At 45.0% G+C, this 26,750-nt stretch carries 22 protein-coding genes; 3 read left to right on the top strand and 19 right to left on the bottom strand.

Translation table 11 applies throughout. The features are described from left to right. Positions 1-210: 210 nt before the first annotated feature. A complete protein-coding gene (locus tag AC3WRW_RS00330) occupies positions 211-2,676 on the top strand; it encodes a PAS domain S-box protein (RefSeq protein ID WP_492543871.1) in 2,466 nt (821 codons plus the stop codon). Between the two features lie 86 nt (positions 2,677-2,762). Here the strand turns inward: AC3WRW_RS00330 and AC3WRW_RS00325 are convergent, their stop codons facing one another. Next, positions 2,763-3,116, bottom strand: coding sequence for a hypothetical protein (locus AC3WRW_RS00325; protein WP_492543869.1), 354 nt, complete (start codon positions 3,114-3,116; stop codon positions 2,763-2,765). A 104-nt stretch (positions 3,117-3,220) separates the two neighbouring features. Beyond that, complete coding sequence (locus tag AC3WRW_RS00320) at positions 3,221-3,559, bottom strand: winged helix-turn-helix transcriptional regulator (protein ID WP_492543868.1); 339 nt, start codon at positions 3,557-3,559, stop codon at positions 3,221-3,223. A 200-nt stretch (positions 3,560-3,759) separates the two neighbouring features. Between AC3WRW_RS00320 and AC3WRW_RS00315 the strand changes: the two genes are divergently transcribed. Next, the gene (locus AC3WRW_RS00315; RefSeq protein WP_492543866.1) at positions 3,760-4,488 is read left to right on the top strand and encodes an SDR family oxidoreductase; all 729 of its coding nucleotides are present in this window, start codon (positions 3,760-3,762) and stop codon (positions 4,486-4,488) included. Positions 4,489-4,530: 42 nt separating this feature from the next. Here AC3WRW_RS00315 and AC3WRW_RS00310 read toward each other — a convergent pair whose 3' ends face one another. The 11 genes from AC3WRW_RS00310 to AC3WRW_RS00260 form a co-directional block, all read right to left on the bottom strand. After that, entirely contained in the window at positions 4,531-5,013 is a 483-nt protein-coding gene (locus AC3WRW_RS00310) for a GNAT family N-acetyltransferase (RefSeq protein ID WP_492543864.1), read from the bottom strand. A 75-nt stretch (positions 5,014-5,088) separates the two neighbouring features. After that, on the bottom strand, positions 5,089-6,309 hold the full coding sequence (locus tag AC3WRW_RS00305; protein ID WP_492543862.1) for an MFS transporter: 1,221 nt from the start codon (positions 6,307-6,309) through the stop codon (positions 5,089-5,091). 62 nt (positions 6,310-6,371) lie between these two features. Beyond that, a complete protein-coding gene (locus tag AC3WRW_RS00300) occupies positions 6,372-7,214 on the bottom strand; it encodes a sugar phosphate isomerase/epimerase family protein (RefSeq protein WP_492543860.1) in 843 nt (280 codons plus the stop codon). Positions 7,215-7,242: 28 nt separating this feature from the next. After that, the gene (locus tag AC3WRW_RS00295; RefSeq protein ID WP_492543858.1) at positions 7,243-8,346 is read right to left on the bottom strand and encodes a Gfo/Idh/MocA family protein; all 1,104 of its coding nucleotides are present in this window, start codon (positions 8,344-8,346) and stop codon (positions 7,243-7,245) included. Between the two features lie 11 nt (positions 8,347-8,357). Next, positions 8,358-9,905: an ABC transporter substrate-binding protein gene (locus AC3WRW_RS00290; protein WP_492543856.1), complete on the bottom strand. Its 1,548-nt coding sequence runs from the start codon at positions 9,903-9,905 to the stop codon at positions 8,358-8,360. Between the two features lie 68 nt (positions 9,906-9,973). Continuing rightward, positions 9,974-10,861 (bottom strand): carbohydrate ABC transporter permease, encoded by an 888-nt coding sequence (locus tag AC3WRW_RS00285; RefSeq protein WP_492543854.1) that lies wholly within the window; start codon positions 10,859-10,861, stop codon positions 9,974-9,976. 11 nt (positions 10,862-10,872) lie between these two features. Then, positions 10,873-11,742: an ABC transporter permease gene (locus AC3WRW_RS00280; protein ID WP_492544268.1), complete on the bottom strand. Its 870-nt coding sequence runs from the start codon at positions 11,740-11,742 to the stop codon at positions 10,873-10,875. A 238-nt stretch (positions 11,743-11,980) separates the two neighbouring features. Then, positions 11,981-13,588, bottom strand: coding sequence for a response regulator transcription factor (locus tag AC3WRW_RS00275; RefSeq protein WP_492543852.1), 1,608 nt, complete (start codon positions 13,586-13,588; stop codon positions 11,981-11,983). A 22-nt stretch (positions 13,589-13,610) separates the two neighbouring features. After that, complete coding sequence (locus tag AC3WRW_RS00270; RefSeq protein ID WP_492543850.1) at positions 13,611-15,338, bottom strand: sensor histidine kinase; 1,728 nt, start codon at positions 15,336-15,338, stop codon at positions 13,611-13,613. A 112-nt stretch (positions 15,339-15,450) separates the two neighbouring features. Then, positions 15,451-16,599: a Gfo/Idh/MocA family protein gene (locus tag AC3WRW_RS00265; protein WP_492543848.1), complete on the bottom strand. Its 1,149-nt coding sequence runs from the start codon at positions 16,597-16,599 to the stop codon at positions 15,451-15,453. Positions 16,600-16,729: 130 nt separating this feature from the next. After that, positions 16,730-17,923, bottom strand: coding sequence for an ROK family transcriptional regulator (locus AC3WRW_RS00260; protein WP_492543846.1), 1,194 nt, complete (start codon positions 17,921-17,923; stop codon positions 16,730-16,732). A gap of 141 nt (positions 17,924-18,064) precedes the next feature. Here AC3WRW_RS00260 and AC3WRW_RS00255 point away from each other — a divergent pair, with 141 nt between their 5' ends. Then, on the top strand, positions 18,065-18,409 hold the full coding sequence (locus AC3WRW_RS00255; protein ID WP_492543845.1) for a hypothetical protein: 345 nt from the start codon (positions 18,065-18,067) through the stop codon (positions 18,407-18,409). A 90-nt stretch (positions 18,410-18,499) separates the two neighbouring features. Here the strand turns inward: AC3WRW_RS00255 and AC3WRW_RS00250 are convergent, their stop codons facing one another. From AC3WRW_RS00250 to AC3WRW_RS00225, 6 genes are all read right to left on the bottom strand, one after another. Further along, entirely contained in the window at positions 18,500-21,823 is a 3,324-nt protein-coding gene (locus tag AC3WRW_RS00250) for a pectate lyase-like domain-containing protein (protein WP_492543843.1), read from the bottom strand. 194 nt (positions 21,824-22,017) lie between these two features. Further along, positions 22,018-22,764, bottom strand: a complete 747-nt coding sequence (locus AC3WRW_RS00245; protein ID WP_492543841.1) for a Cof-type HAD-IIB family hydrolase — start codon at positions 22,762-22,764, stop codon at positions 22,018-22,020. Positions 22,765-22,790: 26 nt separating this feature from the next. Next, complete coding sequence (locus tag AC3WRW_RS00240) at positions 22,791-23,618, bottom strand: carbohydrate ABC transporter permease (protein WP_492543839.1); 828 nt, start codon at positions 23,616-23,618, stop codon at positions 22,791-22,793. Continuing rightward, entirely contained in the window at positions 23,615-24,535 is a 921-nt protein-coding gene (locus tag AC3WRW_RS00235; protein WP_492543838.1) for a carbohydrate ABC transporter permease, read from the bottom strand. The genes AC3WRW_RS00240 and AC3WRW_RS00235 overlap by 4 nt, the downstream gene beginning before the upstream one ends. A 6-nt stretch (positions 24,536-24,541) precedes the next feature. After that, on the bottom strand, positions 24,542-25,342 hold the full coding sequence (locus tag AC3WRW_RS00230; protein ID WP_492543836.1) for an endonuclease/exonuclease/phosphatase family protein: 801 nt from the start codon (positions 25,340-25,342) through the stop codon (positions 24,542-24,544). Positions 25,343-25,356: 14 nt separating this feature from the next. Beyond that, positions 25,357-26,730 (bottom strand): ABC transporter substrate-binding protein, encoded by a 1,374-nt coding sequence (locus AC3WRW_RS00225; protein ID WP_492543834.1) that lies wholly within the window; start codon positions 26,728-26,730, stop codon positions 25,357-25,359. Positions 26,731-26,750: the final 20 nt, after the last annotated feature.

The following is a 26,750-nucleotide window of genomic DNA, read 5'->3' as shown; positions in this document are numbered from 1 at the left end:
TCGATTCGCCTTTTAGAAATGGAAACAGCGACAGCTTGGACCGAAGAAATCAAGTCCCAGACTGCCGCTGATTTATTGTGAGAGAATGTAAAATTTCATGTATATTATGGGAATCCATTTCTTATTATAATATAATACCTAATGAAAACCCCATTCTTATCAATTCCGTAACAATCATTGAGGTTATGGCAGGAGGCATTGGATGTAATTATGGCAAATCATAAATTCGAGACATTCCGTTTTAACCGTTCTCTGAAAAGTGAAAAAGCAACGATCGAACACGAATGGGAAAAGTTTATGTCCGGAAGCTTCTCACAGCTTAATGTCAGAACTTCTATGCACCAATCTTGGCAGCGCTGCATGGAGCAAGGAGTCCATCCTCTCCTTAGTAAAGCCTCTAATAACTTAGGAATTGATCAAATTCAAGAATACGTGACGTCTGATCCGCTATTCCAATTGGTCGAACCGTTTTTAAAGAAGCTGAAGCAGCTTGCCGCAAATACCGGCTACCTTGTGACTTATTCCAATGCGGCCGGCGAAATGATTTACTTTGACGGCGATATGTCTTTAATGTTGAAAGCGGAAGACATTAACTTCTCGCCCGGTTCCGATTGGAGCGAAGGCAGTGCAGGGACGAATGCCATTGGAACAGCCCTCGCCACCGGAGTCCCGATTCAAGTGTTTGCCAGCGAGCATTTTTGCCAAGATATTCATGGTTGGACATGTTCAGCCGCCCCCATTCACGATCCCGCTACAGGGAAAGTACTCGGTGTTATCGATCTAACTAGCTTTTGGACGGTATTTGAACCGGAATCTCTGGATGCCGTTGTTATGGTGGCCCAAGAAATCGAAAATATGCTCTATAGTCAATTGAAATTCGAACGTTTCCGGCTGTCTCAATATTTTGTTGAGCAAACCAAAAGAACGACTCTGCCGCTAGCGGTTCTGGACCGCGGAGGACGAGTCATTAAAGCTTCTCAACTGCTATACAAAAAAGGCTGGATCTCGCCCGAACATCGTTTCGATCATACATCTTTTATTAAAGAATCTTTTCCTTTCAAGGCAAACTGGGAATTGAAGGATGACAATAAATTGTGGCTATTTGAACTCTCGCCTTATTTTTACGGCGGAGTGGCCATCGGCTCGATTATCAATGTCCTTCCGCCGGACATTGCCGTTTTCAACTATTTACCGGATTTCCGGCAGTTCCCTGCCTCCTCCTCACCACTAAGTAAAAACGAAGCAGTTGAAAGTCAAAAAAGAGTTTCAAAACAAGATCAATTTTACAAGTCGCTATTCGAACATCATCCGGACGCCATCTTTACTTATGATTTACAAGGAGTTCTCCTCGATGCCAATCCGGCTGCGGAAAGAATGCTTGGTTATGATGCGAGCGAACTGCGAAACATCATGGTCGAAGACTTCACATTCCCTGACTACATCGAACAAAAATTGCGGGCTTTTACCAATTCAACAAAGGGAAAGCAGCAGGAATATGACACGGCTTTCCGGCATAAGCAGGGGCATAGTCTCCTTGTCTCGGTAAAGAGCTTTCCGATCATTGTGGAAAACGAAATCGTCGGCGTTTATGAAGCAGTCCGGGATATCGCTCCGCATCATCAACAAATCTTCGAAGACTTGAAGTCTACGAAAGAACAGCTGGAGTTCTACTTCGGCAATACCGAAGACGCGGTTCTCGTCGTCAACGCCAATCTTCATATTGTCAAAGCCAACAGATCTTTTGAAAGAATATTTGGCTGGACGGAACAGGAACTGCTCGGTAAGCCGAACCCAACGATTCCTGACCACATGAAGTGGGAATTAGAAGAAATTCGCAACAATGTGTTCAGTTCCCGTCAAGTCATCCCTTATGAAACCGTTAGACAGCGCAAGGATGGCAGCCTGATTGACGTCAGCAATTACGCCTCCCCGCTCTTTGACAGCAAAGGCAATACCGTTGCGTATGTGCTAATTTCAAGAGATATTACGGGAATAAAGCAAACCGAAGAATTGCTGCGTAAAACGGAGAAGCTTGCTGTTGTCGGGCAGCTGGCGGCAGGGATTGCCCACGAAATTCGCAATCCGCTTACGACACTCAAAGGGTTCCTCACTTTACTGAAGTCCCAAACAACCGATAAAGACGGTTGGTACTTGGATGTCATGTTAACCGAAATTCAACAAATGGAATGGATTTCCAACCAATTTTTGACCGTGGCAAAGCCGCAAATCGTAAAATTTGAAAGGAGGAAATTAGGAGTTATCGTCCAGCAGGTCGCTTCTTTTCTCTATCCCCTTGCGACCATGCACAATGTACAGATTTTGATCGAATCGGAATCTGAGGATCGGTTCATTGAATGCGATGAAAACCAGCTTAACCAAGTGTTTATTAATGTTGTGAAAAATGCCATTGAAGCGATGCCTCACGGCGGTCAAATTGATATTAGGATCAAATACAACATGGATTCCGTTTCGGTTCGAGTCACAGATCACGGATACGGTATACCGCAGGACAGAATTGCCCATCTTGGCGAACCCTTTTTCAGCTTGAAGGAAAAAGGAACAGGACTAGGTTTAATGGTTTGCTACAAAATAATCAAGGAGCATCACGGAACCATTCAAATTCAAAGCGAAGTCGGCCGAGGAACAACCGTTGAAATTAATTTGCCTTTTAAGTAATCAAGGCGCCTCATAAAGAACAACGCCTAAGATCGGAACCCCGACTTAGGCGTTGTTGTCGTTTCAAGAACCGGCTTTACGTATACTCATACGATTCTTGTTAATTCACTGTTAAGTACGCGATGTGCGGCAACATACCGATCTTTGGGACTAATCCCAAACGATGCAAATTGAACCTTCATTTGATTGGTAATAAATTGGACCTCATACTGCTTCGCTTTTCCCACGAATAAGCTATTGTATGTGGAGGCATTCGGTTTCACGATAAACGCAATATTATGAATCAATTTCTTCTTTCCGTTTAATGCATACACTTTAATTCTTACTTTAGCCTTCTTATGTTGATGCTGGTTTAGCGAATTCGCAACAATAAAGCTGGATACAGTCTTGTCTTTCTCCGTTAGGTTATTCAGAGGTCCCGTCGTATATTTACGAATCATACATACTCCCCTTTCATGAAGAAGATACCTGCGAAAAATCATGTCACTGTCATATCTTATTCATTCCAGGGTTACTCTGATTGGACGAACTGAAATCACAAAGTTTAATCTTTGCGGCTTTCCACCAACTCCAAATGTTTGCGTCCCCAACCACACATACTGTCCAATACCGTGGATAGCGTTTTGCCGTGCTCCGTTAAGCTGTACTCCACTTTCGGAGGAATTTCTTGATAGATGCTGCGCTCTATCAAATTATCCTCTTCAAGCTCGCGCAACTGCTTTGTCAATGTCCCTTGCGATACATCCGGAATAAGGCGCCGAAGCTCCCCGAATCGTTTGGTTCCGTCCACTAACAATATAAATAAGATAAGCGGCTTCCATTTGCTGCCCATCATTTGAAGTGTTGCAAGTACGCCTTTGAGCCTAGGTTCTTTTAAATCCATCGTTATACGCCCCCTCCTCCCTATGATACCTGCTGTGGACAACTTTTGCACGATGACTTCTCCCCATCCTAAGCTTCTATATAGTACGAAATTTCATACTAAGTACGAAAAAAGTGCGTACTTGGCAGCCTGCGGAGCTTGTCTAATAATAGAAACTGTAACCGAACCCTGCTTCTCATTACTGTATAGAGGTGAAAACAATGTCCCATAACACATTACAAAATCAACGAGTCGTGATCATCGGCGGCAGCTCCGGTATAGGTCTAGCCGTTGCCAAGCAAACGCTTGAGCAGGGCGGGCAGGTTGTTATTGCCGGTCGTTCATTGGAGAAGTTGGAACAAGCCCGTCAATGGCTTGGGAATGATGGCATTGAAATCTTTACGTTAGATAATAGAAACGTAGAGGAATTAAAGACTTTTTTTGATCGGATTGGCAGCTTTGATCACTTATTTACTCCAGGCGCTTCCTATGTGAGAGGACCGATTACCTCTGACTTGGATGTGGCACGAAGCTGCTTCGACGCCAAGTTTTGGCCGCAATACCATGCTGTGAAATATGGTGTGCCCTCTATGAACCCGAATGGCTCGATCGTCTTGATGTCGGGCGCATTTAGCCAACGGCCGTTGGCGGACGGAGCCTCTTATGCTGCTTGCAACGGGGCCATAGAAAGCCTCGGAAAAGCATTAGCTGTCGAGCTTGCTCCCATCCGAGTGAATGTGATCTCTCCGGGGACGATTCATACTTCCTTTAACTGGGAAGGTGCTGAGCAAGCCGTCAGAGATGAAGCCTATGAAGCGTATACCCGATTGAATCTTCTGGGTCGTGTCGGCCACGCTTACGAAGCCGCTCATACTGCGGTCTATTTAATGACCAATGGGTATACGACTGGAAGCACACTCTATCCGGATGGCGGTTATATTTTAAGATAAACGTAATGAAGCTGCCGATCGTGTCGGCAGCTTCGTTCCTTATTAAAACGATAACTCTTTTATAAACCAAGCGTCTGTAGCATTATGATCTGAACCAGCTAGTGGTCTTTCAAGTTGTTGAAAACCTAATTTGATGTAAAGGAGATTTGCTGCTTGAAGTTTCTTCAATGTTTCTAAGTAACAGTGTGTATAGTGTTCCTTGGCGAAGTCGAGCGCTACTTTCATAAGATCTTTCGACAGACCCATCCCTTGAGCTTCGGGTGTAATGTAGAGCTTTTGCAACTCGCAAATTCCCGGTTCCTGCCCAAATGGTGCAATTCCCACACCGCCAACCACTTCATTTTGTTCGTTCACGGCAACCCAATACTTTGAATTTGATTGTTCCTTGTAATATTGTGCCAAACTGCTCAGTTGAGGGTCAAAATATGCTGTTCCCGGAATGTTTAGGTTAAACGATTCCAATGAGCGTTTAATAATTCTCTCTATGGTTTGATTGTCCTGTTCTTCAATTTCACGTATTTGCATGGTTTCATTCCCCCTCAATATCAAAATAATAATAATTTATTAACTTTAATATTATTAGAGAAATAATTCAACAATTCAAGTATCCTGCCCGGTAGTTGAACGAATGGCACCACCGCACGGTACAGCCGCGCATGCAGCGCCCTTTGCGACCAATAATCGTTTGCTCCCCCACATGCTAAGCGCATACATGAACATCAATGAACCGAACAAAATCAGGTTGTTTTCTGTTATATATAAGAAAGTACCCACCATTGGGCCTGCTGCCGTCCCCATAAAACGAACAATGTTTAACGCACCGTTAGCAGCAGCCCGATGATCATGAAACCATTCGGAAATGAGCGTTGAAGGAAGAGGCATCGATAACCCGTATGTCATACCGAATATACAAAAAGCAGCAATCATTAGAGGCAGGGACACCATGGAGGCTAGACCGATGAACGCATACGAGAATACATTCAACCAAGTCGCATAGACAAAAACCCGCGCTGTCCCTAACTTGTTTTGCAGATTAACACCGATTCTCACAGCGATCATAAAGGATAGAGCCATTAACAAAAAAGCAATCCCGGTTCCTTCCGCCCCCATTCCGAATTGATGCAGAAAAATACGGGGCAGCATGACGATGAGCGTCATTGTGGATAAAGCCTGAAAAAAGCAGATCCGCAGAAGTGCCATCCCTTTTCGCTGCTGAAAGACGGTAACAAAGCCGTGCATGGAGAATCGCTTTTGTTCTAAGGATTTTGGCCGTGTTTCTTTCAGGAATGCGCAGACGGCAATCAGTAACAGAAGGCCTGCACACCCTAGAAATAAAAATACGCCCAACATCCCCCACTGCCCGCCGATTATACCGCCGATCAGCGGTCCGAGCGCGGGAGACAAAGCCATCAAAAGCTGAAAAGTACCCATGCTCTTAATCAACGCCTTGCCTTCAAATAAATCGCCAATGACAGCAATCGCTACAACCGGTATCACAGCTCCTCCGATACCCTGTATAATGCGCAGCAGAAGCAGCTGCGTAACGGAATGTGCGAAAGCACAGCCCAACGATGCCGTAGTAAATACAATCAGACCGATTAACAGCACAGATTTTCTTCCTTTTTGATCTACGATCGGCCCGATAATGCTTTGCATGATCGCCATCGTAACGGTATATAGCGTAACGGTCAAATTAATCAGAAAATGATTGGTATGCAGTTCCTGTTGAACCTGCGGCAAGATGGGTGTATACATCACTTGTGCAAACCCGCCTACCAATGCAGTAATTCCAACGATATATAGAAACAAACGTGGTTTCATTCCTACTCTCCTTTGCTGCTGAAAACATGAAAAGGGGGATTTGCATCCCCCTCAGGTTATTCCTATTTAAGAAGTTTAACGATATTCCGATAGCTGAGCGCAATACTTTCCAATTCATCCCGAGCCGTCATATCTTGTTCAACGAACACATACTTGGCATGTCCCAAAGAACGAAACGCATCCAGGTAGGAAGCGATGTTTAGCGTCCCTTCCCCGATTTCAGTAAAATGCTGTGCTTCTTGTGTTTTGTATAACGTGTCCAGTGTAATCTGTGAATCCGCTCCGAAGATGTCGAAAAAGCTAACCGGCTGCGCAGTGGCCGGCAAATCCTTCTGATGAATCAAATCGCACCGATCCCCAAGTTTATTCAGCCAGTGAACAGGATCTTCTCCTCCCCTTACCGTCCAGTACGTATCCAATTCAAACTTCACCAGTTCTTTATCCGTATGCTGCAGCATCGTATCGATAATCTTCTCTCCCTCGAATACCTGAAACTCTTGGAAGTGATTATGATAATACAGCTGAATCCCCCTCTTCTTCGCAAGCTCTCCATGTTTATTCAAAAAGCGGCAATAGTCAAGGACATCTTGTCTGTTATTGAAAAAGGCAATGGGCATAATGACGGTCGGACTGCCTGCTTCCTCAACAAAATGAATCAGTTGTTCCCAATTTGTTTCATTAAAAATCGCATGGCAGCTAACAGTTTTCAAGCCGAGATGTTCGAGATGATTCCTCAACTCGGAGCCTGTTAAGCCGGCAACTTGAAAGCCCAAGTGTTCATCGTAACGAGCGGCAAGCTCCACATTCCGATACCCGATTTCCGCCACTTTTTCTAATGTGCCTACTGCATCCTGCTGCAATGCTTTTCTAACCGAGAATAACTGCAATCCAAAATCCAATCCCATCGTAATTCCTCCTTATTATTATCTTCGATTAAAGTTCGACTTCTTTTCCGGTTTCAGCCGACTTGTAGAGGGCCTCCAAAATTTCTGTTACGACAACCGCCTCATATGGCTTAACTAAAGGTTCCGTATTGTCCAAAATACACTGCAGCCATTGCCGTGCCTCGGCAACGCCCGGATCTTCGCTGCCTCCGGCGAAATAAGCGATCGGCGAGGCCGGTTTCGTGCTCGTTTCCACCATTTCGCCATGTTTAACGGCGTTGACCACAACATAGGGCTTATTGTTCACGTCTTGTTTCATTTCGGCGCCACCCTCTGTTCCGTATAAGGAGGTCTTCGCCTCTTTTACATCTGTTGTATTCAGCGCCCAAGAGCATTCCAGGAAAATCGTTGCACCGTTCTCCATCTTGATAAAACCGAATGCCGAGTCTTCTACGTCGAATTCCGCTGGGTTCCAAGGGCCGAAAATATTCCCCTCAGGCTTGTCCCGAAGCTTATAAAACACGGAGCCTGTGACGGATTTCGGCTTATAATTGCCCATCATCCACAGCGCCAAATCAAGAGCATGCGTGCCGATATCAATCAGCGCCCCTCCGCCCTGCTGCCTTTTATCCGTGAACACGCCCCAAGTAGGGACTGCGCGCCTGCGGATTGCGTGAGCTTTAGCCATATAGACGTCACCTAGCTCGCCATTTTGGCTTGTACGATACACATATTGCGCTTCTTTTGAAAACCGGTTTTGATAGCCGATCGTTAGTTTCTTTCCCGTTTTCTCTGCCGCATCCAGCATGAGCCGGGCTTCTTGGGAGTTAATGGCCATAGGCTTCTCGCACATCACGTGCTTGCCAGCCTCTAATGCCTCAATCGTCATAAAAGAATGATATAAGTTAGGTGTTAACACATGGATAACATCAATCGCCGGGTCCTTCAAAAGCTCTTTATACTCCGTATAAACCTTGGCTCCTTCCGCTCCGTACTTACTCGCTGCCGCCGCTGCCCTTGCTTCGACAATGTCACAAAATGCAACCATTTCACATAGCTCCGGGAGCTTCTCTAAAGACGGCAAGTGCTTCATTTCAGCGATGCCGCCACAACCAATAATGCCAATTTTCAGCCTTTTTCTGCCTTCTACCATTGTACTCACTCCTATTTTTTATTATTGGCCCATTCCGTCAGTTGTTTTTGCTTTTCTGCGATAACTTTATCCAATCCAGCCTCTTTCAACGCTTTGTTGAGCTCCGGCAAGTTTTTGTCCGGATCCAGCGTTCCTGTCTCCAGTCCGACTTTATACTGGTTCAAGACGTTTGCCACGGAAGTGGATTCCGTCTTTACCGACGTCACGTCGAACGTAAAACCGAGAGCTTTCGACTTTTTGGATGCTTTATTAAAGTCATCGGTTTTTTTCCAAATATCTGGCGAATCGGTTTTAAAGACGTAGGAGAGGAACTGATTGCCGAAGAGCCAGCCTAAATTTAATCCGTATGCTACATTGCTGCCGTTCACACCCTGCGGGTAATCGATCACATTGTCCGATACTTTGACGTAATCTTTGCCTTCAATCCCCCAATCCAGCAAGTTGATGATGTTTTTATCGGAGTACATCAAATTCAGGAACATCATCGCTCTTTCCGGGTCCTTCGAGTTTTTGGCGATTGACCACATAAAATTTGTAATACTTTTCGTTGTCGTGATTGGCTGCGACAACCGTGCAGCTACCATCTCCGTGCCAGCCGCCCTCGAAGCTTGCGCTTCATAACCCGGCTTCAAAGAAGTGAAGAAAGAGAAGGCTCGATTCGCTTTAATTAAGTCCGTTGAATTATCTTTGCTGGTCGCCTCATCTTTACGAATATAGCCGGATGTAAACCATCGTCTCATGGTTTGAATCATTTGCTTATATTCATTGGTATCAAACATATTTACGACTTTCAGATTATTATCATGGTCAGGCAATACGCCAATTTTATCGTCCAACACATCAAACTTACTCGGTGCTAGGCTATCGACAGGCGTGCTTCCCGGAACATAACTGACCAGCGGAGTCACATTCGGCTCATTATCTTTAATCGTTTTAAATACGGCGTCCAGATCGTCCAAAGATTTCATTTTCGCGATATCGAGATGATATTTGTCAACCAAATCTTTGCGCATCACAAGCCCATAGTCTGCAGCCAAATCCCGATTGCTCGGCACTCCGTATATTTTTCCATTAATTTGGGTGGAGTTAATAATTTCCGGGCTGAACGCACTCGTAATGCCAGATCCGTATTTTGCAATTAAATCATTCATCGGAAGAAGACGTCCTTGACTGACCTGAGTATTATAGGTTCCCATTCCGCTGACTATCAAATCCAGGCTTTCATTCCCTGCCATCATCAAGTTCATCTGCTGCGTATAGGCGCCATAGCTGATCGGCACGAGCTTAACCGTTGCATTCATTTTCGCTTTCGTAATTTTATTGATCTCTTCCTGAACGGCCGGGATTCCCTGCGTTTGCGAGCCCACTGTAATAAAAGCCACCGTAATTTCATAAGGCTTCAACTGGCTTGCATCCGCGCTGGATGAAGATTGCTGGGTGGCGGACGGTGCTCTCGTGCCGGATTCGGAATTTTGCGATGTTCCGCAAGCGGATAACAGACTGGCCGAAGCTATGATAACGGATGATAAGGTTACGAGCTGTTTCATGTTCGATTTCACAGAAAACCCTCCTTTTTAGTTTCATTCTCTATGCTAAATCAGCTGGAACTGATTGAAGCCATGGGACATTAACCTTTTACAGCGCCGATGGTAAGTCCTTTTACAAAATACTTTTGGAAAAAAGGGTAAGACAGGATGATTGGCAGTATGCCGATCACCGCCATAGCCATGCGTACGCTTTCCGTCGGCATTTCCGATATCATTCGGCCTTGTTCGCCGCCCAGGTTAGCTGTATTCAGGAATTGAATGTCCAGCAAAATTTTATTGAGCATAAATTGAAGACTAAACAACTTCGAATCGGTAATGAAAATAAGGCTGTTAAACCAGTCGTTCCAATAATTGATCGTTTGAAAAAGGCCCAGCGTCGCCAGTACAGGCAATGAGAGAGGAAGGACGATCCGGTAAAAAATTTTGAATTCCCCCGCTCCATCGATATAAGCAGATTCGATAACTTGAACCGGGATGGAAGAAGAAAAAAACGTGCGGGCCAGCAATACGTAAAACCCATTTAGCAGAAGATACGGAATAATTAAAGCCCAAATCGTGTTTTTTAAGTCCAACAATTGCGTATACACTAAATACGTCGGGACCAGCCCGCCATTAAATAACATGGTAAAGAATACAAGAAACGATGAAAGGGTGCGAAGCGGATAGTCCTTCCTGGAGAGCGGATACGCCAACAGCGAAATGAGCGTAAGACTCACGATTGTACCGAACACGGTTGCAAAAATCGAAACGCTATAAGACCTGAAAATAAGTGCCGAATCCCTAAACAGGTACGTGTAGGCACTCATACTCATTTTGTTCGGAAAGAAGCTGTAACCGCTCTGAAGAATTTCTTTTTGATCCGTAAACGATGCCATGAAGAGCAGCAGGAAAGGGAGCAAGCAGGCGCCAGCCACAAATATGAAGAACAGATTCAGAAGCCATTGCGTGAGGTTGGCCTTTGCTTTCATTACGTTACCTCCTAGAATAAGGCATTATCCTTATTAATTTTGCGAACGACATAGTTCGATAAAAGCACCAGCGTAAAACCAACCACGGATTGGTACAAGCCTGCGGCTGACGACATGCCAATATCCCCAAGCGTTAGCAATGCACGGTATACATACGTATCAATAACATTCGTTGTAGGTTGCAGTACCCCGGCATCCAGAGGAACCTGATAAAACAGCCCAAAGTCGGAGTAAAAAATGCGTCCTATCGCCATTAATGTCATGATCGTGATGACCGGTGTGATCAAAGGAATCGTAATGCTCCGGATTTGCTGCCATTTGTTTGCTCCGTCAATGGTAGCGGCTTCATAATACTCCTGATCAATACCAATAATCGCCGCCAGGAAGATGACGCAGAGGTAACCGACACCTTTCCATAAACTTACGAACGTTAAAATATACGGCCAATATTTCGGTTCGCTGTACCACGCAATAATGTCATGTCCCAACAACGGAAGAATGTTCTTATTCACAAAACCGTTTTCTGCGCTCAATAGAGCAAAAACCAAATATCCGATAATGACCGTTGAAATTAAGTGAGGCAGCAGAATAATGCTTTGATACAATCGGGATAAGAAACGTTTCTTAATCTCATTCAGCAAAATCGCAATCGAAATGGCGGCAATCAGATGAAGAAGAATGAAAACTGCGTTATAAAGAATCGTATTTCTAGTAATGATGAAGGCATCTTTCGTTTTGAACAAATACTCGAAATTTTTGAATCCGGCCCATTCGCTGCCTAGTATGCCTTGCGAGAAATTATAGTTTTTAAAGGCAATGACGATCCCCAGCATCGGCAAATAGTTATTAATCATCAGATACACGAGGCCAGGCAGCGTCATGATGAATAAAACCACGAATCGCCTATGTTTTTTTAGCTTTTTCAGTAAGGTCGCCTGTATCGGCTGATCTTTCCTGTTGACCAGTGTTCCCTCCATGCTGTTATCCCTCGCTTTCATCTCTTGTTGCTTTTATTGTAACGAGTTCAGGGACAGCCTCTTCACTAAAAATACGACTCTTCACTGACGTTTTTACGACTTTTAAAAAAAGCCCCCCGTATGAACACGAGAGGCGAACCGTTCAAGATTGATGCTGCTTTCGATATTCCAACGGCGATATACCGGTTTCCCGCTTGAATATCTTTGCAAAATGTGAGAAGTTCGAGTAACCGACCGTGACAGCAATGGCGCTTACAGGCAAATCGGTCGTCAACAACAGCTCGATGGACAATCGCATCCGTTCTCCGAGCAAATAATCGGATAGCAGCTGCCCTGTTTCTTTCTTAAATATTCGGGATAAATAGTCTATGTTTAAATAAAAATGTCCCGCGACATCTTCTCTGCTCAAATTCTGTCCGATGTTCTCTTGAATGTAATGCTTGACCCGTTCCACCACAGTGGTTGATTGTTTCGTGCTGTTCATATGCTCAATTGCGGTTTCCGCCACTTGTCTCGCCCAAACAAAAAGATGATTCACAGATCGGGTAGCTTCAGCAGCGAGGAGCTGGAATTCTTTACTGGAAAAAATTCGGTGTGCCTGCAGCCCTTCCAGCTTGAGCACATAATAGACCATTTGGATGAAGTCGTGATAAAACACTTGCAAGGTATAGCTGTCTAATCCTTCCGCCTGAGTCATATCTGCATAGAACGATTGAATCTCTTTAAGCAGCTTTTCTTTGGATCCTTGTTTCAGCAGTGTTGACCAGCTGTTTAAATCCGGCATACGGAGCATACATTCCTTGCTTGGCAATGTCCCTGAAACATATACTCTGCCGATACCATTCACATTCTCCGCATCCATCTGAATAAGGCTTTCGACCCTCTCCCGCACATTCTCTAATGCAGCAAGCGACCCGATATAACAGTTCAGATCACAGTAGAAGTAGCGGTCGCAAGACTCGATATAGGAAATGCATGCCGCTTCCAAGCCTAGTCCGCTCAGAGAATTGTTATCTTCATTCGGCAGGATAATGAGAAGCAGTCCCTCTTTGATAGGGACGACTTGGCAAGGCTGTTGGTTAAGCTGAAACGCATGCTCCGCAGAGTTGCGCAGCGCATACTCCATGATCTTCTCATCTCTGGCTTGCAGCACCTTTCGCCACTCGCGAACCGAAACCAATACGCTAGCGAATTTCATGTCTATCGTATAAGGAATACCCCTTCTAGACATCTCTTCTTGTATAGCTCCAGGCTGTGATGGGATCGTTTGCTGGATTAAATCCATCCAAAATCTCTCAATCAATAACGGCTGATGCAGCGACCAAAGCTTGCTATAATGTTGAAGCGTTTCGTTATACTGGGCTTGTTCATTCGTTTTCTGCACCTTTTCAACAGCTCTTCTCAGAACAGCCTCAAGTTCATTGAAACGAACAGGCTTCAACATATATTCCAAGCTGCCTAGCTGAACGGCATGCTGTGCATAACGAAATTCGGCATGACAGGTCAAGAAAATGGACTCCACTTGAATGTGCTGCTCTCTTACCCAATGCAGAAGCTCCAGACCGGTTCCCTGCGGCATCTCAATATCGCAAATCATAATATCGATTCGGTGCTGCTCAAGAACCTCCTTCGCTTGCCTAATGTTATAAGCTGCATGTATTTGGAAGATGCCTAAGTCATTCCATGGCACTCCTTCTTTGATGCCTTGAACCGCATGAATTTCGTCGTCTACTATGATAGCTTGAAGCATTGTGATCACCTGGTTTCGAAAATTATTTGTTCAATGGCACTAGCAACTCAACGTTGGCGCCATGTGGGGAACCATTGTAAAAGCGCAGCTGTGCATGACCATGATATAAGAGACGCAGCCGTCGCCTCACGTTCCAGATACCGATATGCTCTCCCTGTTCATTAGCCAGGTCCCGCTCTTCCTGAAGATCCTTAAGTATATCTGGGTCAAAGCCTTGGCCAGAATCCGCAATATGAATGCATAAGAAGTGTTTTCCCTCTTGGGAACAGGCTGCAATGTCGATCTGAATATGCAAATGCTCGTCCAAGGTGACCGCATGTTTAATCGTATTCTCAACAAATGTTTGAACAATCAATGGGGGAATCGAGCAGACTCTTAACGACTCCGGCAAATGGATGGTGTACGTCAGATGTGCGGGAAAACGCAGCTCCTGAATTCTCAAGTAGTTTTGGACATGTTTCATTTCATCGTCCAGCGCCACGACAGTCAAATTGCTTCTAAACATGAACCGGAAATATTCAACAAGGCAAAGAGACATCTCTTGAATCAGAGCAAAATTTTTGACTTGAGCCAGCGTGTAAATAATATTTAAGGAGTTCAAAAAGAAGTGCGGGTTAATTTGCAGCTGCAGATGGTTAAGCTCTGCTTTTTGACTTGTCAGCTTTTCTTCGTAGACATCGATTTTCAGCTTTTCAATTTGCATGACCATGGCATTAAAGGTTTCGTCCATGATTTGAAATTCCTTCGCCGAAGGATGACGGGGAATTTGAATATCCATGATGCCGTCCTGTATTTTTCGCATTGCCTTCACAATCCGGAAGATCGGCAGTAAAATCATTTTTCGCAAAATGATAAGAAGCAGCAGCAAAATAAAAAACGTCCCTATTGGAATAAAGAGAACAATTCTTTGCAAAAACGGCAATCGCTCTAGAATTCCTCTATCGGGTAATAGCGCTATCAAGTTGAAGTTGCCCATGGCTGATTTTTCACCGATGGATAAGAACTTTTCATTATGGCCAATCAGCTCATAACTGATATTATCAAAACTTAAATCAATACCATGCTCCTGTATAAAGTCTGTCTCATTCATCGGCTCGTTATGTTCGTTGGCCAGAATGGCCACTCCGTTCTGACCAAGATCGACAAGATTCAGCTGCTGCATAAGCTTGTTAACTCTGACCCACGCACCAATGTATGCGGTTCCATTTTTAACGATATGGCACATATAATATTCGCTGTTTACCTTCCTCACCATCCATCGTTTATCGGCCAGCAAGTCGTTTTGCTCTAGATCTGAAAACTGTGACCTCAAGTCTGTGTTGATGCTCTCTCTTTTTTCATATGGGATTTCAGCGTTCAACGCAAAAGCAAACTCATCATTGTTGGCGGAATAAAAGAAAAAAGCGTCCATTAATTTATAATTGTTGATATCTTTCGATATTTGTTGCGACAAGCGTATTTTCGATAGGTTATATTGTTCATTGTTATTCGCATTCGATTGCAAGGTCAACAGTTCCTGTGCTGCCATATTATAAAGATAGTAATCCGTATCAAGAAGATTGCTGTCGATTTGCTTCATATAGAGGCTGATAAAGTGTTTATTCGATTGAGCCACCTGATTCCGGACGACCCCGATCGCATAGAGATTATTGTAAATCAGCAAGGAAATTAGCGGTAAAGAGAACAATAGAAAAACAAACATCACCTTAGAACTTAAAGTGTTATTTAGCCTCCAATTCGATATCCTCATTTGAGTGCCTCCTGGCAAGAATAACAAATATACTGCATTATCGTAAGGATGACATGTTCGGAGAAAGCATGCAAGTGGGAATAAATTGGACTAACGAAAAAAAGGATCGAGTTTATTCGATCCCTTGAACGGTTTCCCATGTTCCAGACTTAACGCTTCTGACGATAGCATCATTAATAAGCATAACTTGATAGCCCTCTTTGAGGGTAGCAACTGAATCCGCAGGCGTTTCATAGTTATGGAATACGGCATCATAGAAATGCTGCATCATATTTTTAAGACTATCTGTCCAGCCTTCCTCATGGCCGCTTGGATAGTGTAGATAGGGCAGCGCTTTCTTTTTAAGTAACGTAGGGTCTCTTAAAATCGTTTCACTTGGTTTATCCCGGTAGCCCATTTGCAATCGGAAAGGTTCCTCCTGTTTCCAAGTACCCGAAGAAGTTAAACCGTCCAAATTGATTTCAAGTGCATTTTTCTTACCCGCAGATACTTGCGATACAGTAAAAACCCCTCGAGCCCCGTTGGTAAATTTCACCAAAACCGAACAGTAGTCTTCTGTTTTAACATCCATTTGTTTCAAGCTATTCGTTGTATGCGATGATTCCCCACTTTTACTTGGCGTATAACGAATGGGATGAACGATGGACATATCGGCAAAAACCTCAGTGATTCTGAGATCAGTTACATATTGTACGAGATCGAAGAGATGGGAACCGATATCGCTTAACGCCCTCGTCTCCCCGCCAAACTCCGGCTCCATGCGCCAATTATAGTCGGTATTATAAAGAAGCCAATCTTGTAAGTAGCTCCCGCGAATAATTCGAATCTCCCCAAGATCGTTGTCATTTACCATATTCTTCAACTGCTGTACCATCGGAAACTGCCTGTAATTAAAATTAATTCCAGTAATTAGCCCCCTTTCAAGGGCCAGCTCATAAAGCTCCTTAGCTTCGGTACTAGTAAGCGTTAATGGCTTCTCAGATAAAAGATGCTTGCCATGGAGCAGCGTTTGTTTGTTAATTTCATAATGAAGATGATTAGGCGTACAGTTGTGAATAACCTCAATCTCATCATCTTGCAGCAGATCCATATAATTGCCGTAAGCTTTAGGAATTTTTAAAGATTTTGCATACTCTTCAGCCTTCTTTTGATTACTTTGCCCGATAGCCACAACATCCACGTAGCCCAATCTTCTTATGGCTTCGAGATGCGCTTTTCCAATAAAACCCGCTCCAATAATGGCCGCCTTTATTTTCTTCATAGTTCCCCTCCTCACTTACAACATTAACACACGAACTTTTAACATTCAATGTCAAAAGTTTATTTATTCATGTCGAAACGCAAAAACACACCTCTTGGATGTAAAAGGTGTGTTTGATTACATTCATTTATTAAAAGTAATTGTCAACCTCGTTGTCAGTAGCCTGAATAATGATCTGATCGATCGTCATGAAGGCGCCGCCAATGAGTCCAGCCCTATTCCCAAGCGAGGATGAATTAATAATCAAATTCCGGGTAGCGAGCGGCAGTGATCTTTGATAAACACTTTGGCGTATTGCCGCAAGGAAGATGTCTCCGAACTCAGCAATCCTCCCTCCGATCACGATAAGGTCAGGATTGGCAAAATTAACAATGGAAGCTATGACTCTTCCGATTAAAGCGCCGCTTTCACGAACCAACTCTACACAAGAGGAGTCGAGCTGAAGGAGTCCTGCACCTATATCTTCAATTGACAGCTCTCCGCGGCTATTGAGAATATCCAACAAATAACCGCTGTTGGTTAGCTGAGCCCTCTCTTTTCCTTTTGAAACGAGGGCTTTGCCGCCTGCCGATGCTTCCAGACAGCCTTTATTTCCGCACCAACATACGACATCCGACCCGATGTCAAAATGGCCAATGTCTCCTGCACTTCCAGTGGAACCTCTGTATAACCCGCCATGATAAATAATTCCAGAGCCAATACCGCTCCCGACTTTAATGAAAATGATATTGTCGACCTCAAACTTTAATCCTTTAGAGTGTTCACCCAGCGCCATAATATTCACATCGTTGTCGATATAACAAGGACAGTCAAAATGCCTGGCCCAGAATTCCCTGATCGGATAGTGGTCCCATCCCGGCATAATGGGAGGGGAAATCGGTATACCTCTAATAAAATCTACTGGCCCCGGTATGCCAATGCCAATGCCTTTAATTGAAACTTTATCGATCTTATTTTCTAAAAGCATCTGTTCGACAAGCCCATGAATGCGTGTCAAAACGCGATCAGGGCCATCCGTGATTTCAATGTCAGAGGCTGTTAAACACAGGATTTCGCAATTAAAGTTAGTGAGGGCTATGCGAACAAGAGAAGTTCCCAGTTCAATGGACAAAATTAAACCAAAGTCCTTATTCAAAGCATATTCCTTTGGCTTCCGGCCACCTGATGATACTCCGATTCTTGATACCTCGATCAATTTCTCATTGAGTAATCGTTCCACATGTATAGAAATGGCGGACAACGATACACCAAGTTCGTCTGCTAATTCAGCTTTAGACAGAGGGGACTTTGCCCTCCTAATCATCTGAAGTACACTCGCCGTCATAGCGTGCATCCTCTATTCACCACTTTCGCTGCTTGTCCATTCGTGCAATAAATAATAATTTTAACGGTTCCTTTTCTCTTTATCAAGGAGAATGAGTAAGAACCGGTACCCTACCGGGGTCCCGGTTCTTACTCCGCCTAAATGCTATGTTCATTACTCTGCTACAGGAATTTCAATCCAGGAGCAACGAACACCGCCGGCATATACGGTTTGCTTAGCGATCTTTATTTCTTCTTGAAGAGCCCAAGGTCCGGCTGTATTGAGATGCAGGTGATAAGCCGGAAAATTGGTTTGAACGGTTCCTTTATAAGAATCGAGCGGTTTAAGCCCAACTACCGGCAAGAGGACTATCTAAAAAAATTGCTGAAGACGGACCGGTTAAACGTGTTATTAACGATCGGTTATACGGAAGCGGCCAAAAAAATGATTGCCGAGGGAGTCGCTAAAACAAGGAGCAGTTGCCGCGCGGCGATCTGCTCCTGTTAGACTGACGTAAAAAGCCCGCTACGATACAAAATGTATCATAGCGGGCATCCTTCAGCTTATTCTGCCAACTTAAACGATTTACGGAGATCCTTATTTTAGAATACGTTGTGCAACAGCAGCCAAGTCTGTGAGATCTACCTTGCCATCTCGGTTATAATCAGCTCGTTTATACATCTCCCAATCAGGATCGGCGGAAGTTTTGCCATATGCCGCTGCCACAATAGCTAAATCGACTACCGTGAATTTACCGTCATTATTCATGTCTGCCGGGTCAGAAGTGTAGACGGAAGACGTGAATGCTTGCAGGGCTGCCGTCAGTGCCGTTATTGCTCCTGCGACATCTGATTTCGTTGCATCCGGATTATTGGCTACATTATAGGCTGAGGTAATTGCAGTTTGCAGCTTTGCTTTCGAGCCAATAGGGTATTGACCGGAGGAGTAACCTTCCGTGGCCGCATCGTGCTTCGTTTGTACTTGATTAATCAGTGCTCTCAGTTCAGTCAGATCTACGAGGGCTTTTACGAGAATGACCTTCGAGCTTCCATCGAGATTGGTCTCCTTTTGTAGATCAGCCAGCGCAATACTGGAAAGAGCTATGGTGGTGCTGACATTATCCGTTGTTTCTTTTGCTTTCCAATGCAGCTTCAATAATGCACCATTCACATTGCCGCCGCCACCGATATTCGCAGTCAAGAAGCGCAAACGGCCTCCAGCATTGGACTGTGCCGCAATAACGACTTTAGACTGTAAGGATTCCGCTGAAAGGAACTCCACAACGTTGGGATCGTAAGTGAAATTAATATCTTGGGCATATACACTAGACACCACGCTGTCTAGTTCAACCGTTGCATCAAAGTTTTGCCCGCTGTTCACATTCGCCGGAACCGTTAAGGACGCCGATGCCGGTGTCAAGCCATATACTCTAAGCTCGCGAACTGACCACCAGTTCGAGGCTGTGCCCGTTTGGACCACTTTGAAATACCGGACGGTTTGGGGTTCAAAGTTAACGGTAACGATCGGACCCGAGTCAGGAGTACCCGTTGCAATTGGACGACCCCAGTTAACGCCATCATTTGAAACATAGAGCTCATAGCCTCGCGCGTAGTCCGTATTGCTGCCTGTCGAATCCATCTCGATGCTGGTAATGGCCGTTGGAGCTTTCATATCGATCGTGAAGGATTGCTCCGGAGTCGGCGCCATCGGTTTACCCATGCTAAATCGCGTGTTCATGTTGCCATCCAAAAGATTCATCGGACCGTCTGTGCTTGTCGAGGTCGAAGTGGCTGTCCAGCCCGTTCGATCCAACGGTTTCTTAGGTGTAGTCGCAGTGGCCGTATTGCTAGCGGGGGAAACGTTGTTGGCGCCATCTTTCGCTGTAACCGTATAGCTGTAGGTCGTTCCAGGCTTCGCGCTAGTATCGCTATAGGAATTCGATGTTGCACTGCCAATCAGACTGCCGTTACGATAAATGTCATAGCTCGCTACCGCTACATTATCCGTCGATGCTGTCCAAGTTAAATTAACTTGGTTATACGCCGTTGCTGTCGCTGTTAATTTCGTAGGAGTGCTCGGCGGTATCGTATCCCCAACATCCGTACCGACGAATTCGTTGAGCGTTTGTCTCATCGCACTACCTGACTTGCCGTAGACACGCCCTCCCAGGTTGTTAATAATGTGCGTGATTTCACTGCCTGACGTCCCATTTAACCAAATGGTCGTAGCGTGATGAATTTTGACCCCTGCGGCGTTAGGTACTTCAATGGCGGAATCGAGTTTCACAGCTGCATCTCTGAAGTAGGAGTAAACGCCGAGGCCCCAAGCTTCATGTGTAGTGACGGAATCCGCCACTTTATAGGAGGCATAGCCTTTTTTGCTTCCGTTCATCCAAGCGGCTTGGTTCGGAACATCGTACGGAATCTCGGATTGATAAAAATACAAGCGGCCGCCGTTCCCGTTCCATATCGTTTGATATTCATTGTGATGCTCGTTGAATAATCCGTAAATCGTGACATCGGCTCCGTTCACAATAAGACCGTTCGTCGATACGTTGGTAGTCCAACCGGCACCTGCGCCATGGTCAGCGCGCCACATCCAGAAGTGATCCCCGATGACGTTATTGCTGTTAATTTTCATTTGGGATGCGTTCGTTCCAGCTACGGCTCCGCCTGTGCGGAAAAATAAATCGTGTAACGAGGTTGGATTCGTTGCATGATTGTTCGTACTGCCTGTAGGTCCGACTTCCAATAGCGTAGAGGTTGCATTTGGACCGGCCTCATAAAGCAGTCCAGCTAATTTCACACCGTCCACATCGGCAATCGTCATTGCAGGCTTATCTGTCGTTGGAATTAACGTCGGCATCCCGATTCCAAGCACAACCGTATTTGCGTTATTGATACGAATTGTATCATCAAGGCGATAGATTCCCGGCGTAAACAACAAATTCTTCCCGGCTGCTAATGCAGCATTGATGCTTGCAGCACTCGATGTGCCAGGCTGATCCGAACGCACAATATAGAACTGGTCGATCCCGATGGACTGACCTGGCGTTGCTCCCGCAGCCCAGCTTACTCCTTGCGTATTCTGTGAAAGCGATGGAACAAACACTTGATATTGATCCGTTTTGTCAATATATAAATAAGGCTTTTCCCGGATGACAGGCGTGTTCGGAACGACCGTATACGGCTGATCGGGAAATGTCCCCGCCGGTGCATTCTTGTCACCTACGAATACCATGTTCCAAACCCCGTTGGACCAACTCGAATACTGGCTGTTTCGAGAGAACCATTGCTGCTGGGAGGCTGGCGTTATCTGACCATCGACAATGGAATCCGCTAGAAAGCCTCCGCTTGCATATCCGGCATTCCAATTCGAATCAAAGTCAAACAGATTCAGTTTTCCTTTAATATGTAACCGTCGAAGAGGCGCTGCTTGCGAAACGGCGATTTGCGTTGTCCCCGAGGTAATATGCGCTGGAGCAGGAATGGTGAGCGTCGGATTAATACTCAGGTTTTCAATACCGCGCCAAAAGTTGCGTAATGCTTTCCCGTTATCCCAATCTGCATTTACATTCAGCCCGCCGTTAATGAGCACATCATCCGGATTTTGTCCCAAACCAGATACTTGCGTATTAAAGCCCACATAGAAATTAACATTATAACTTCCTGGTTTAAATAAGAGGGCATCTCTTTCTGTACCGAACTCATTGCTTTCCTGTCTGCCAAATATGGAACTAGCCGTGCTTTGAATATCTGCTGCTGGCATATCCGGGCTAAATACATAGACATTGGGGCCAAAAATCGTTGAATTCGCATCAGTGATTGGAGTTGCTGCATGTGAAATACCTGTAGGACTCCATAAACTGAGGACAATCGCCAACATCGATACGGATGAAATCATTTTCTTAAAACTGCGCATTCATATACCTCCCTCAGATTGGAAAAGAAACATCATGCCTGATGCTAATTTGTAAGCGATTACATTTCTAGCGCCGATCACCCCCTCTCTTCTTTCAAAAGTAGGATGCTGTCTCTTAGTTGGCACCCTTAGCTTATTATATGTCACTGGAATATTCCTCTAGATCTTAATAACCGCCCATGCCGACAGGAACGTTATTTACCTGCCTCCAATACATACCGGCGGATCGCCTGCGCCACTCCGTCCTCCCTATTGCTGCCCGTGACGGCATTGGCCAATTGCTTCAGCTCGTCCTGGGCGTTGCCCATTGCTACACCGATACCGGCTTCAAGAAGCATTGCTTTATCATTCAAGCTGTCGCCCACAGCCATCACCTCCTCCATGGATAAAGCCAACAGAGCGCATACTTCACGGATTCCGCTCGCTTTGGAAATACCCGATGGATTGAGCTCGATGTTGCTCGGATGGGAATTCGTTATCTCGAACAGCTCTACCTCTTCTGCCTTTGCTCGAACCCGTTCCAGTTGGTTCCGGTTTTCCGAGGAGTAACAGAACTTCAGCCATTGGGACTCTTGGGTCGTTCGGCTCCAATTGTCACCATCAATCACTCCTTCTGTCGTATAGCCATAAAACCAACAATTTTCATCAACGGCAATTGTATGAAGCGCCATAACCGTTTCGACATTGAACATTCGCCGCATATGCAGCTCGCCGGAAGAGTTCCACACTTCGCTTCCATTAACGGTCACCATTGGTGATGCCAAATTCAGCTCTTGCCAATAAGGCTTGGCGCTCTGCACCTCCCGCCCCGTTGCCACAATGACGGTAACTCCTTGGGAGCGTGCTTCGGCAATCGCCTTCCGGTTTTCTTCAGAGACTTGGGATTTCTCGTTCAGCAGCGTTCCGTCCAAATCAAGTGCTATTAATTTTATCCTGCTCATGTAGTTGCCTCCAGAATTTGAATAATCTATCCTTTTAATCCGCCTAATGTGATCCCTTGCACCAGTTGCTTCTGGAATAGGATAAAGATCAGAACTGAAGGAATAAGGATGATGGTTACTCCCGCCATAATAGGACCGTAGATAACACTTTCGGAAAATTGAAGCATCGTAATGCCGACCTGCACCGTTCGCATACTCTCTGAATTGGTAACCAGCAGCGGCCACAAATAGGCGTTCCACAGACCGATAAAAGATGCAATAAAAATGGATGACAAGATGGATTTCGACATAGGCACCAACATGCTTGTAAAGAACCGGAAATCGCCACAGCCATCGATAAAAGCGGCATCCCTATATTCTTTTGATACGCTCAAGAAATGCTGCCTCAGGATGAACATATAAGTCGCGGATGCCATCATGACAATGATCACTCCGGAATACGTGTTAATTAACTTCATGTTCGCCACTGTAATATAATTGGTTATAAACAGCATGTCTCCAGGAATCATCATCGTCCCGAGAATGACTAAGAACCATAATTTCTTCGCTTTAAATTCCAGAAATGAAAATGCGTATGCAGCCAGGCTGCTCGTAATTAATCTGCCGACGGTTCCAATAATGGCAATCAAAAAAGAGTTCCATATAAATCGGAGAATCGGCGTTGAAGTAAATACGATCTCATAATTTTTTAGAAATAATTGGCTTGGAATAAATTTAGGGGGATATGAGCTTAAATCGCTGGAACTCATAAAACTGGCACTCAGACAATAAATAACCGGGGATATGACGATCAAACCAATCACGATACACATCGTGCTATATAGAAAGTCGCGCATCTGCATGGCCGTCTTCATGAATAATGCACTCCTTTCTTTTCATACACAAAGGTAACTAACGTAAATATCATAACAATGATGAAGATCATAATCGCGATAGCACTTCCATATCCGTACTTGCCATTCTCGAACGCTTCAATGTACATCCGGTATATCATCGTTTCGGTAGATCCCATAGGTCCTCCTTTTGTCAGAACCATGATCGGACCGAAAACCATCAGCGAATGAATAATATCCGTGATAATCAGAAAAAAAAGAGTCGGGGACATCAACGGAAGCTTAATATGAATCAGCGATTGAAAATAACTGCTTCCCTCCATACCCGCCGCCTCCAGCAATTCTTCGGGAACATTGCGGACAGCTGCCAAAAGAAACAAGAAGCTAAATCCAATGCCCATCCAGATGGAAACTATAGCTATGCCGAGCATGGCATACTTTTCATCGCCGAACCAGTTGATGCTGAGTCCGGTTAGAGCGTTGAATACGCCGATCGACGGATTTAAGATCAATTGAAATATCATCGCCGCCGAGGACATCGATACAGCCATGGGCAAAGCGAACAAGATCTGGTAAATGCTTGTCCCTTTCCGTTTATTTTCCGCCAATAATGCCATTCCAAGACTGATTATTATCGTTCCCGGAATCGTGATGACGGTATATTTCAGCGTATGAAAAAAAGTTTGCAGCATTCTTTGATCACTGAATACTTGTTTAAAGTTTTCAAACCATACAAACTCAATGGGATTGCCATTCAAGTCCACTAATGTAAACCCCAAATAAAATGTTTTCGCAAATGGGTAATAGGTGAATAAGAACACAAAAATCAAACACGGCAGCATAAACAAATAGGGCTTAACGGCTTCTCTCAATCTTTTCTTCGTGAAATGACCTGTGAATCGCTTGCTTTTCACTTGTTGAGTAGAACTGATATTCACGCGGGATCATTCTCCTTCACTAGCAATCAGATGAGCGACGACCGGATAATGATCCGAAGGATACCGTCCGTCAATCATCCGTCGGTCGATTTGAACGGATGACATTTGTACGTCAGGAGTAACAAAAATGTAGTCGATTGGCTCGCCGTCTATTTTACCGGAATAGTTATCATGGAACGTTGCTCCTACGGGTCCAACCATCATGGAATAGGCATCCGTCAAGTCCACAAGCGCCTCATCCCAAACTGGCTCTCCCCTCATAAAGCGGATCACCGCATGATCGGGTTGTGAATTGAAGTCCCCTGTCAATAAGACGGGAATCTTTCTTGCTGCCCGCATCTCCTGGATCCGCTTCCATATAAGCCGAACACCTTGTTCCTTGGCCTGCTGCCCTTGATGATCTAGGTGGGTGTTGAATACTAGCAGTTCCGTACCTGTACCTTTATGCCGAAAGTGCCCCCAGGTACAAATACGCGGTAAGGAGCTGTCCCAGCTAATACTTGCCGGAACCTCCGGTTGCTCGGATAACCAGAAGGTGCCGTGTTCGACAATATCCAGTTCATCTTTTTTGAAAAAGATCGCACAGTGCTCATCTCCATGATCGCCAAGCCGATCCTCGCCGACCCAATGATATTCCTTTAACTGCAGATCCTCCAGCATACGGATATGTCCTTCCTGGATACCCATAAGCAGCGGATTATGCTCTCTGATCATTGCTGCCATTGTATCGCAACGGCGCTCCCACGCATGATCGCCGTCCGATGCCATGCAGGTTCTCAAGTTAAAAGTCATCAACGTAATATTCATCGCTGCCCCCAGCATCATTTAATATTATTTGCCCGGTTATAATCCTTCAAAGCTTTGTTGCTTGTAGTTGCCATATCCGTGATCGCCTGATCTATGCTTTTTTTGCCTTGTACATAGTTCAAAGTTTCCTCCCGCATCGCTTGACTAAACTCGCCGCTTACCGGTCCCATCGGCTCTTGCGTGTCGGGAGACGACGCATGGAGCTGCTCGATTGCTGTTTTAAACAATGGATTCTTGGTCAAATGCTCTTTCATTTGAGGCAGCTCATACGTTTTGGTATTCACAGGAAAATACCCGGTTCCGGTGTGCCATACAAATTGGGATTCCGGCGTAATGCCATATTTCAGGAATTCCCAAGCGGCATCTGAGGCTGCTTTATCTCCACGGTTCATAATGTATAGTGCGGAACCGCCGACTGCGACTCCACCTTTATCCGTTTCATTCACTTTCGGCAGGAAAGCGGTCCCAACCTCGAATTTGTCTGCGACCTTCGCCAGTGTGCCTTTTAATGCGGCAGTAGATCCAACGAACATCGCCAATTTGCCCGCCGCAAACTCTTCATCTGCTTTGAAATCGGTGCCCGTCTGAATGCCTCCGGAATCTACTGCTTTTTTCCACTCTGTCAAAAAGCGTTTCATCGATCCGTTCGCATCAAACTCAACAGCCGTCATATAATCGGCACGTCCGTTTTTGTTGTTGCCAATATAGGCTCCCTGCATGCCAATCCAGCTTGACAGCTGATATTGATCGGGGGTGACGGAAAAGCCCCATTGGGTCACTTGGCTGCCGTTTTTCTTGCTCATTTGTGCCGCATATTTTCCTAACTCGTTTATCGTTTGCGGAGGCTTAGTCGGGTCCAGACCTGCCTCTTTAAACAAGTTTTTATTGTAATAGAGTAAAATCGTGGAATTTGCAAAAGGAATGCCGACTTGCTTACCTTTAAAACTAAATCCGGCAAGAGTATTCGGCTCTATGTCCGCGACCTTGAACGACGGATCTTTGGCCAGCAAATCTTGAGCCCAGATGACCGCCGGTACGTCTTTAATATAGGAGGTATCCGAAGCAGGAATCTGTACGATATCCGGAAAATCCTTTTCGTTTTTTGCCTGAACGGCAGCCTTTACTTTTTTCAGAAGGTCAGCGTAGGATCCTTGAAACACCGGTGTGATTGTAATCCCTTTCTCCTTGCCGACCGTTTCATTAAAGTTTTGCACCATTTTTTTGACAACTTCTTCGTTCGAGCCCCCCATGGCGTGCCAAAATGTCAAGCTTACCTGCCCAGTGCTTTTTGGTTTTGCTGAAGTGCCAACTGCCGGTTCACTACTGCAGCCTGCTAATGCCGCAGCCAGGACGACTACTGTTAAAATTGTTTTCATCTGCTTCTTCATTCATAGAACCCTCCTATTAT

The organism is Paenibacillus sp. FW126-R14 (genome assembly GCF_058789495.1).
The sequence above is the reverse complement of the archived record's forward strand: the minus strand, read 5'-3'. Positions and strand labels throughout refer to the sequence as shown.

Coding starts and splice junctions, on each gene's coding strand:
- AC3WRW_RS00260 (WP_492543846.1), bottom strand. CDS start 17,923: ATGACGGCGAGTGTACTTCAGATGATTAGGAGGGCAAAGTCCCCTCTG.
- AC3WRW_RS00250 (WP_492543843.1), bottom strand. CDS start 21,823: ATGCGCAGTTTTAAGAAAATGATTTCATCCGTATCGATGTTGGCGATT.
- AC3WRW_RS00325 (WP_492543869.1), bottom strand. CDS start 3,116: ATGATTCGTAAATATACGACGGGACCTCTGAATAACCTAACGGAGAAA.
- AC3WRW_RS00285 (WP_492543854.1), bottom strand. CDS start 10,861: ATGAAAGCAAAGGCCAACCTCACGCAATGGCTTCTGAATCTGTTCTTC.
- AC3WRW_RS00245 (WP_492543841.1), bottom strand. CDS start 22,764: ATGAGCAGGATAAAATTAATAGCACTTGATTTGGACGGAACGCTGCTG.
- AC3WRW_RS00320 (WP_492543868.1), bottom strand. CDS start 3,559: ATGGATTTAAAAGAACCTAGGCTCAAAGGCGTACTTGCAACACTTCAA.
- AC3WRW_RS00265 (WP_492543848.1), bottom strand. CDS start 16,599: ATGAAGAAAATAAAGGCGGCCATTATTGGAGCGGGTTTTATTGGAAAA.
- AC3WRW_RS00280 (WP_492544268.1), bottom strand. CDS start 11,742: ATGACGCTGCCTGGCCTCGTGTATCTGATGATTAATAACTATTTGCCG.
- AC3WRW_RS00315 (WP_492543866.1), top strand. CDS start 3,760: ATGTCCCATAACACATTACAAAATCAACGAGTCGTGATCATCGGCGGC.
- AC3WRW_RS00230 (WP_492543836.1), bottom strand. CDS start 25,342: ATGAATATTACGTTGATGACTTTTAACTTGAGAACCTGCATGGCATCG.
- AC3WRW_RS00300 (WP_492543860.1), bottom strand. CDS start 7,214: ATGGGATTGGATTTTGGATTGCAGTTATTCTCGGTTAGAAAAGCATTG.
- AC3WRW_RS00305 (WP_492543862.1), bottom strand. CDS start 6,309: ATGAAACCACGTTTGTTTCTATATATCGTTGGAATTACTGCATTGGTA.
- AC3WRW_RS00240 (WP_492543839.1), bottom strand. CDS start 23,618: ATGAAGACGGCCATGCAGATGCGCGACTTTCTATATAGCACGATGTGT.
- AC3WRW_RS00255 (WP_492543845.1), top strand. CDS start 18,065: ATGCTATGTTCATTACTCTGCTACAGGAATTTCAATCCAGGAGCAACG.
- AC3WRW_RS00225 (WP_492543834.1), bottom strand. CDS start 26,730: ATGAAGAAGCAGATGAAAACAATTTTAACAGTAGTCGTCCTGGCTGCG.
- AC3WRW_RS00275 (WP_492543852.1), bottom strand. CDS start 13,588: ATGCTTCAAGCTATCATAGTAGACGACGAAATTCATGCGGTTCAAGGC.
- AC3WRW_RS00310 (WP_492543864.1), bottom strand. CDS start 5,013: ATGCAAATACGTGAAATTGAAGAACAGGACAATCAAACCATAGAGAGA.
- AC3WRW_RS00330 (WP_492543871.1), top strand. CDS start 211: ATGGCAAATCATAAATTCGAGACATTCCGTTTTAACCGTTCTCTGAAA.
- AC3WRW_RS00270 (WP_492543850.1), bottom strand. CDS start 15,338: ATGAGGATATCGAATTGGAGGCTAAATAACACTTTAAGTTCTAAGGTG.
- AC3WRW_RS00295 (WP_492543858.1), bottom strand. CDS start 8,346: ATGGTAGAAGGCAGAAAAAGGCTGAAAATTGGCATTATTGGTTGTGGC.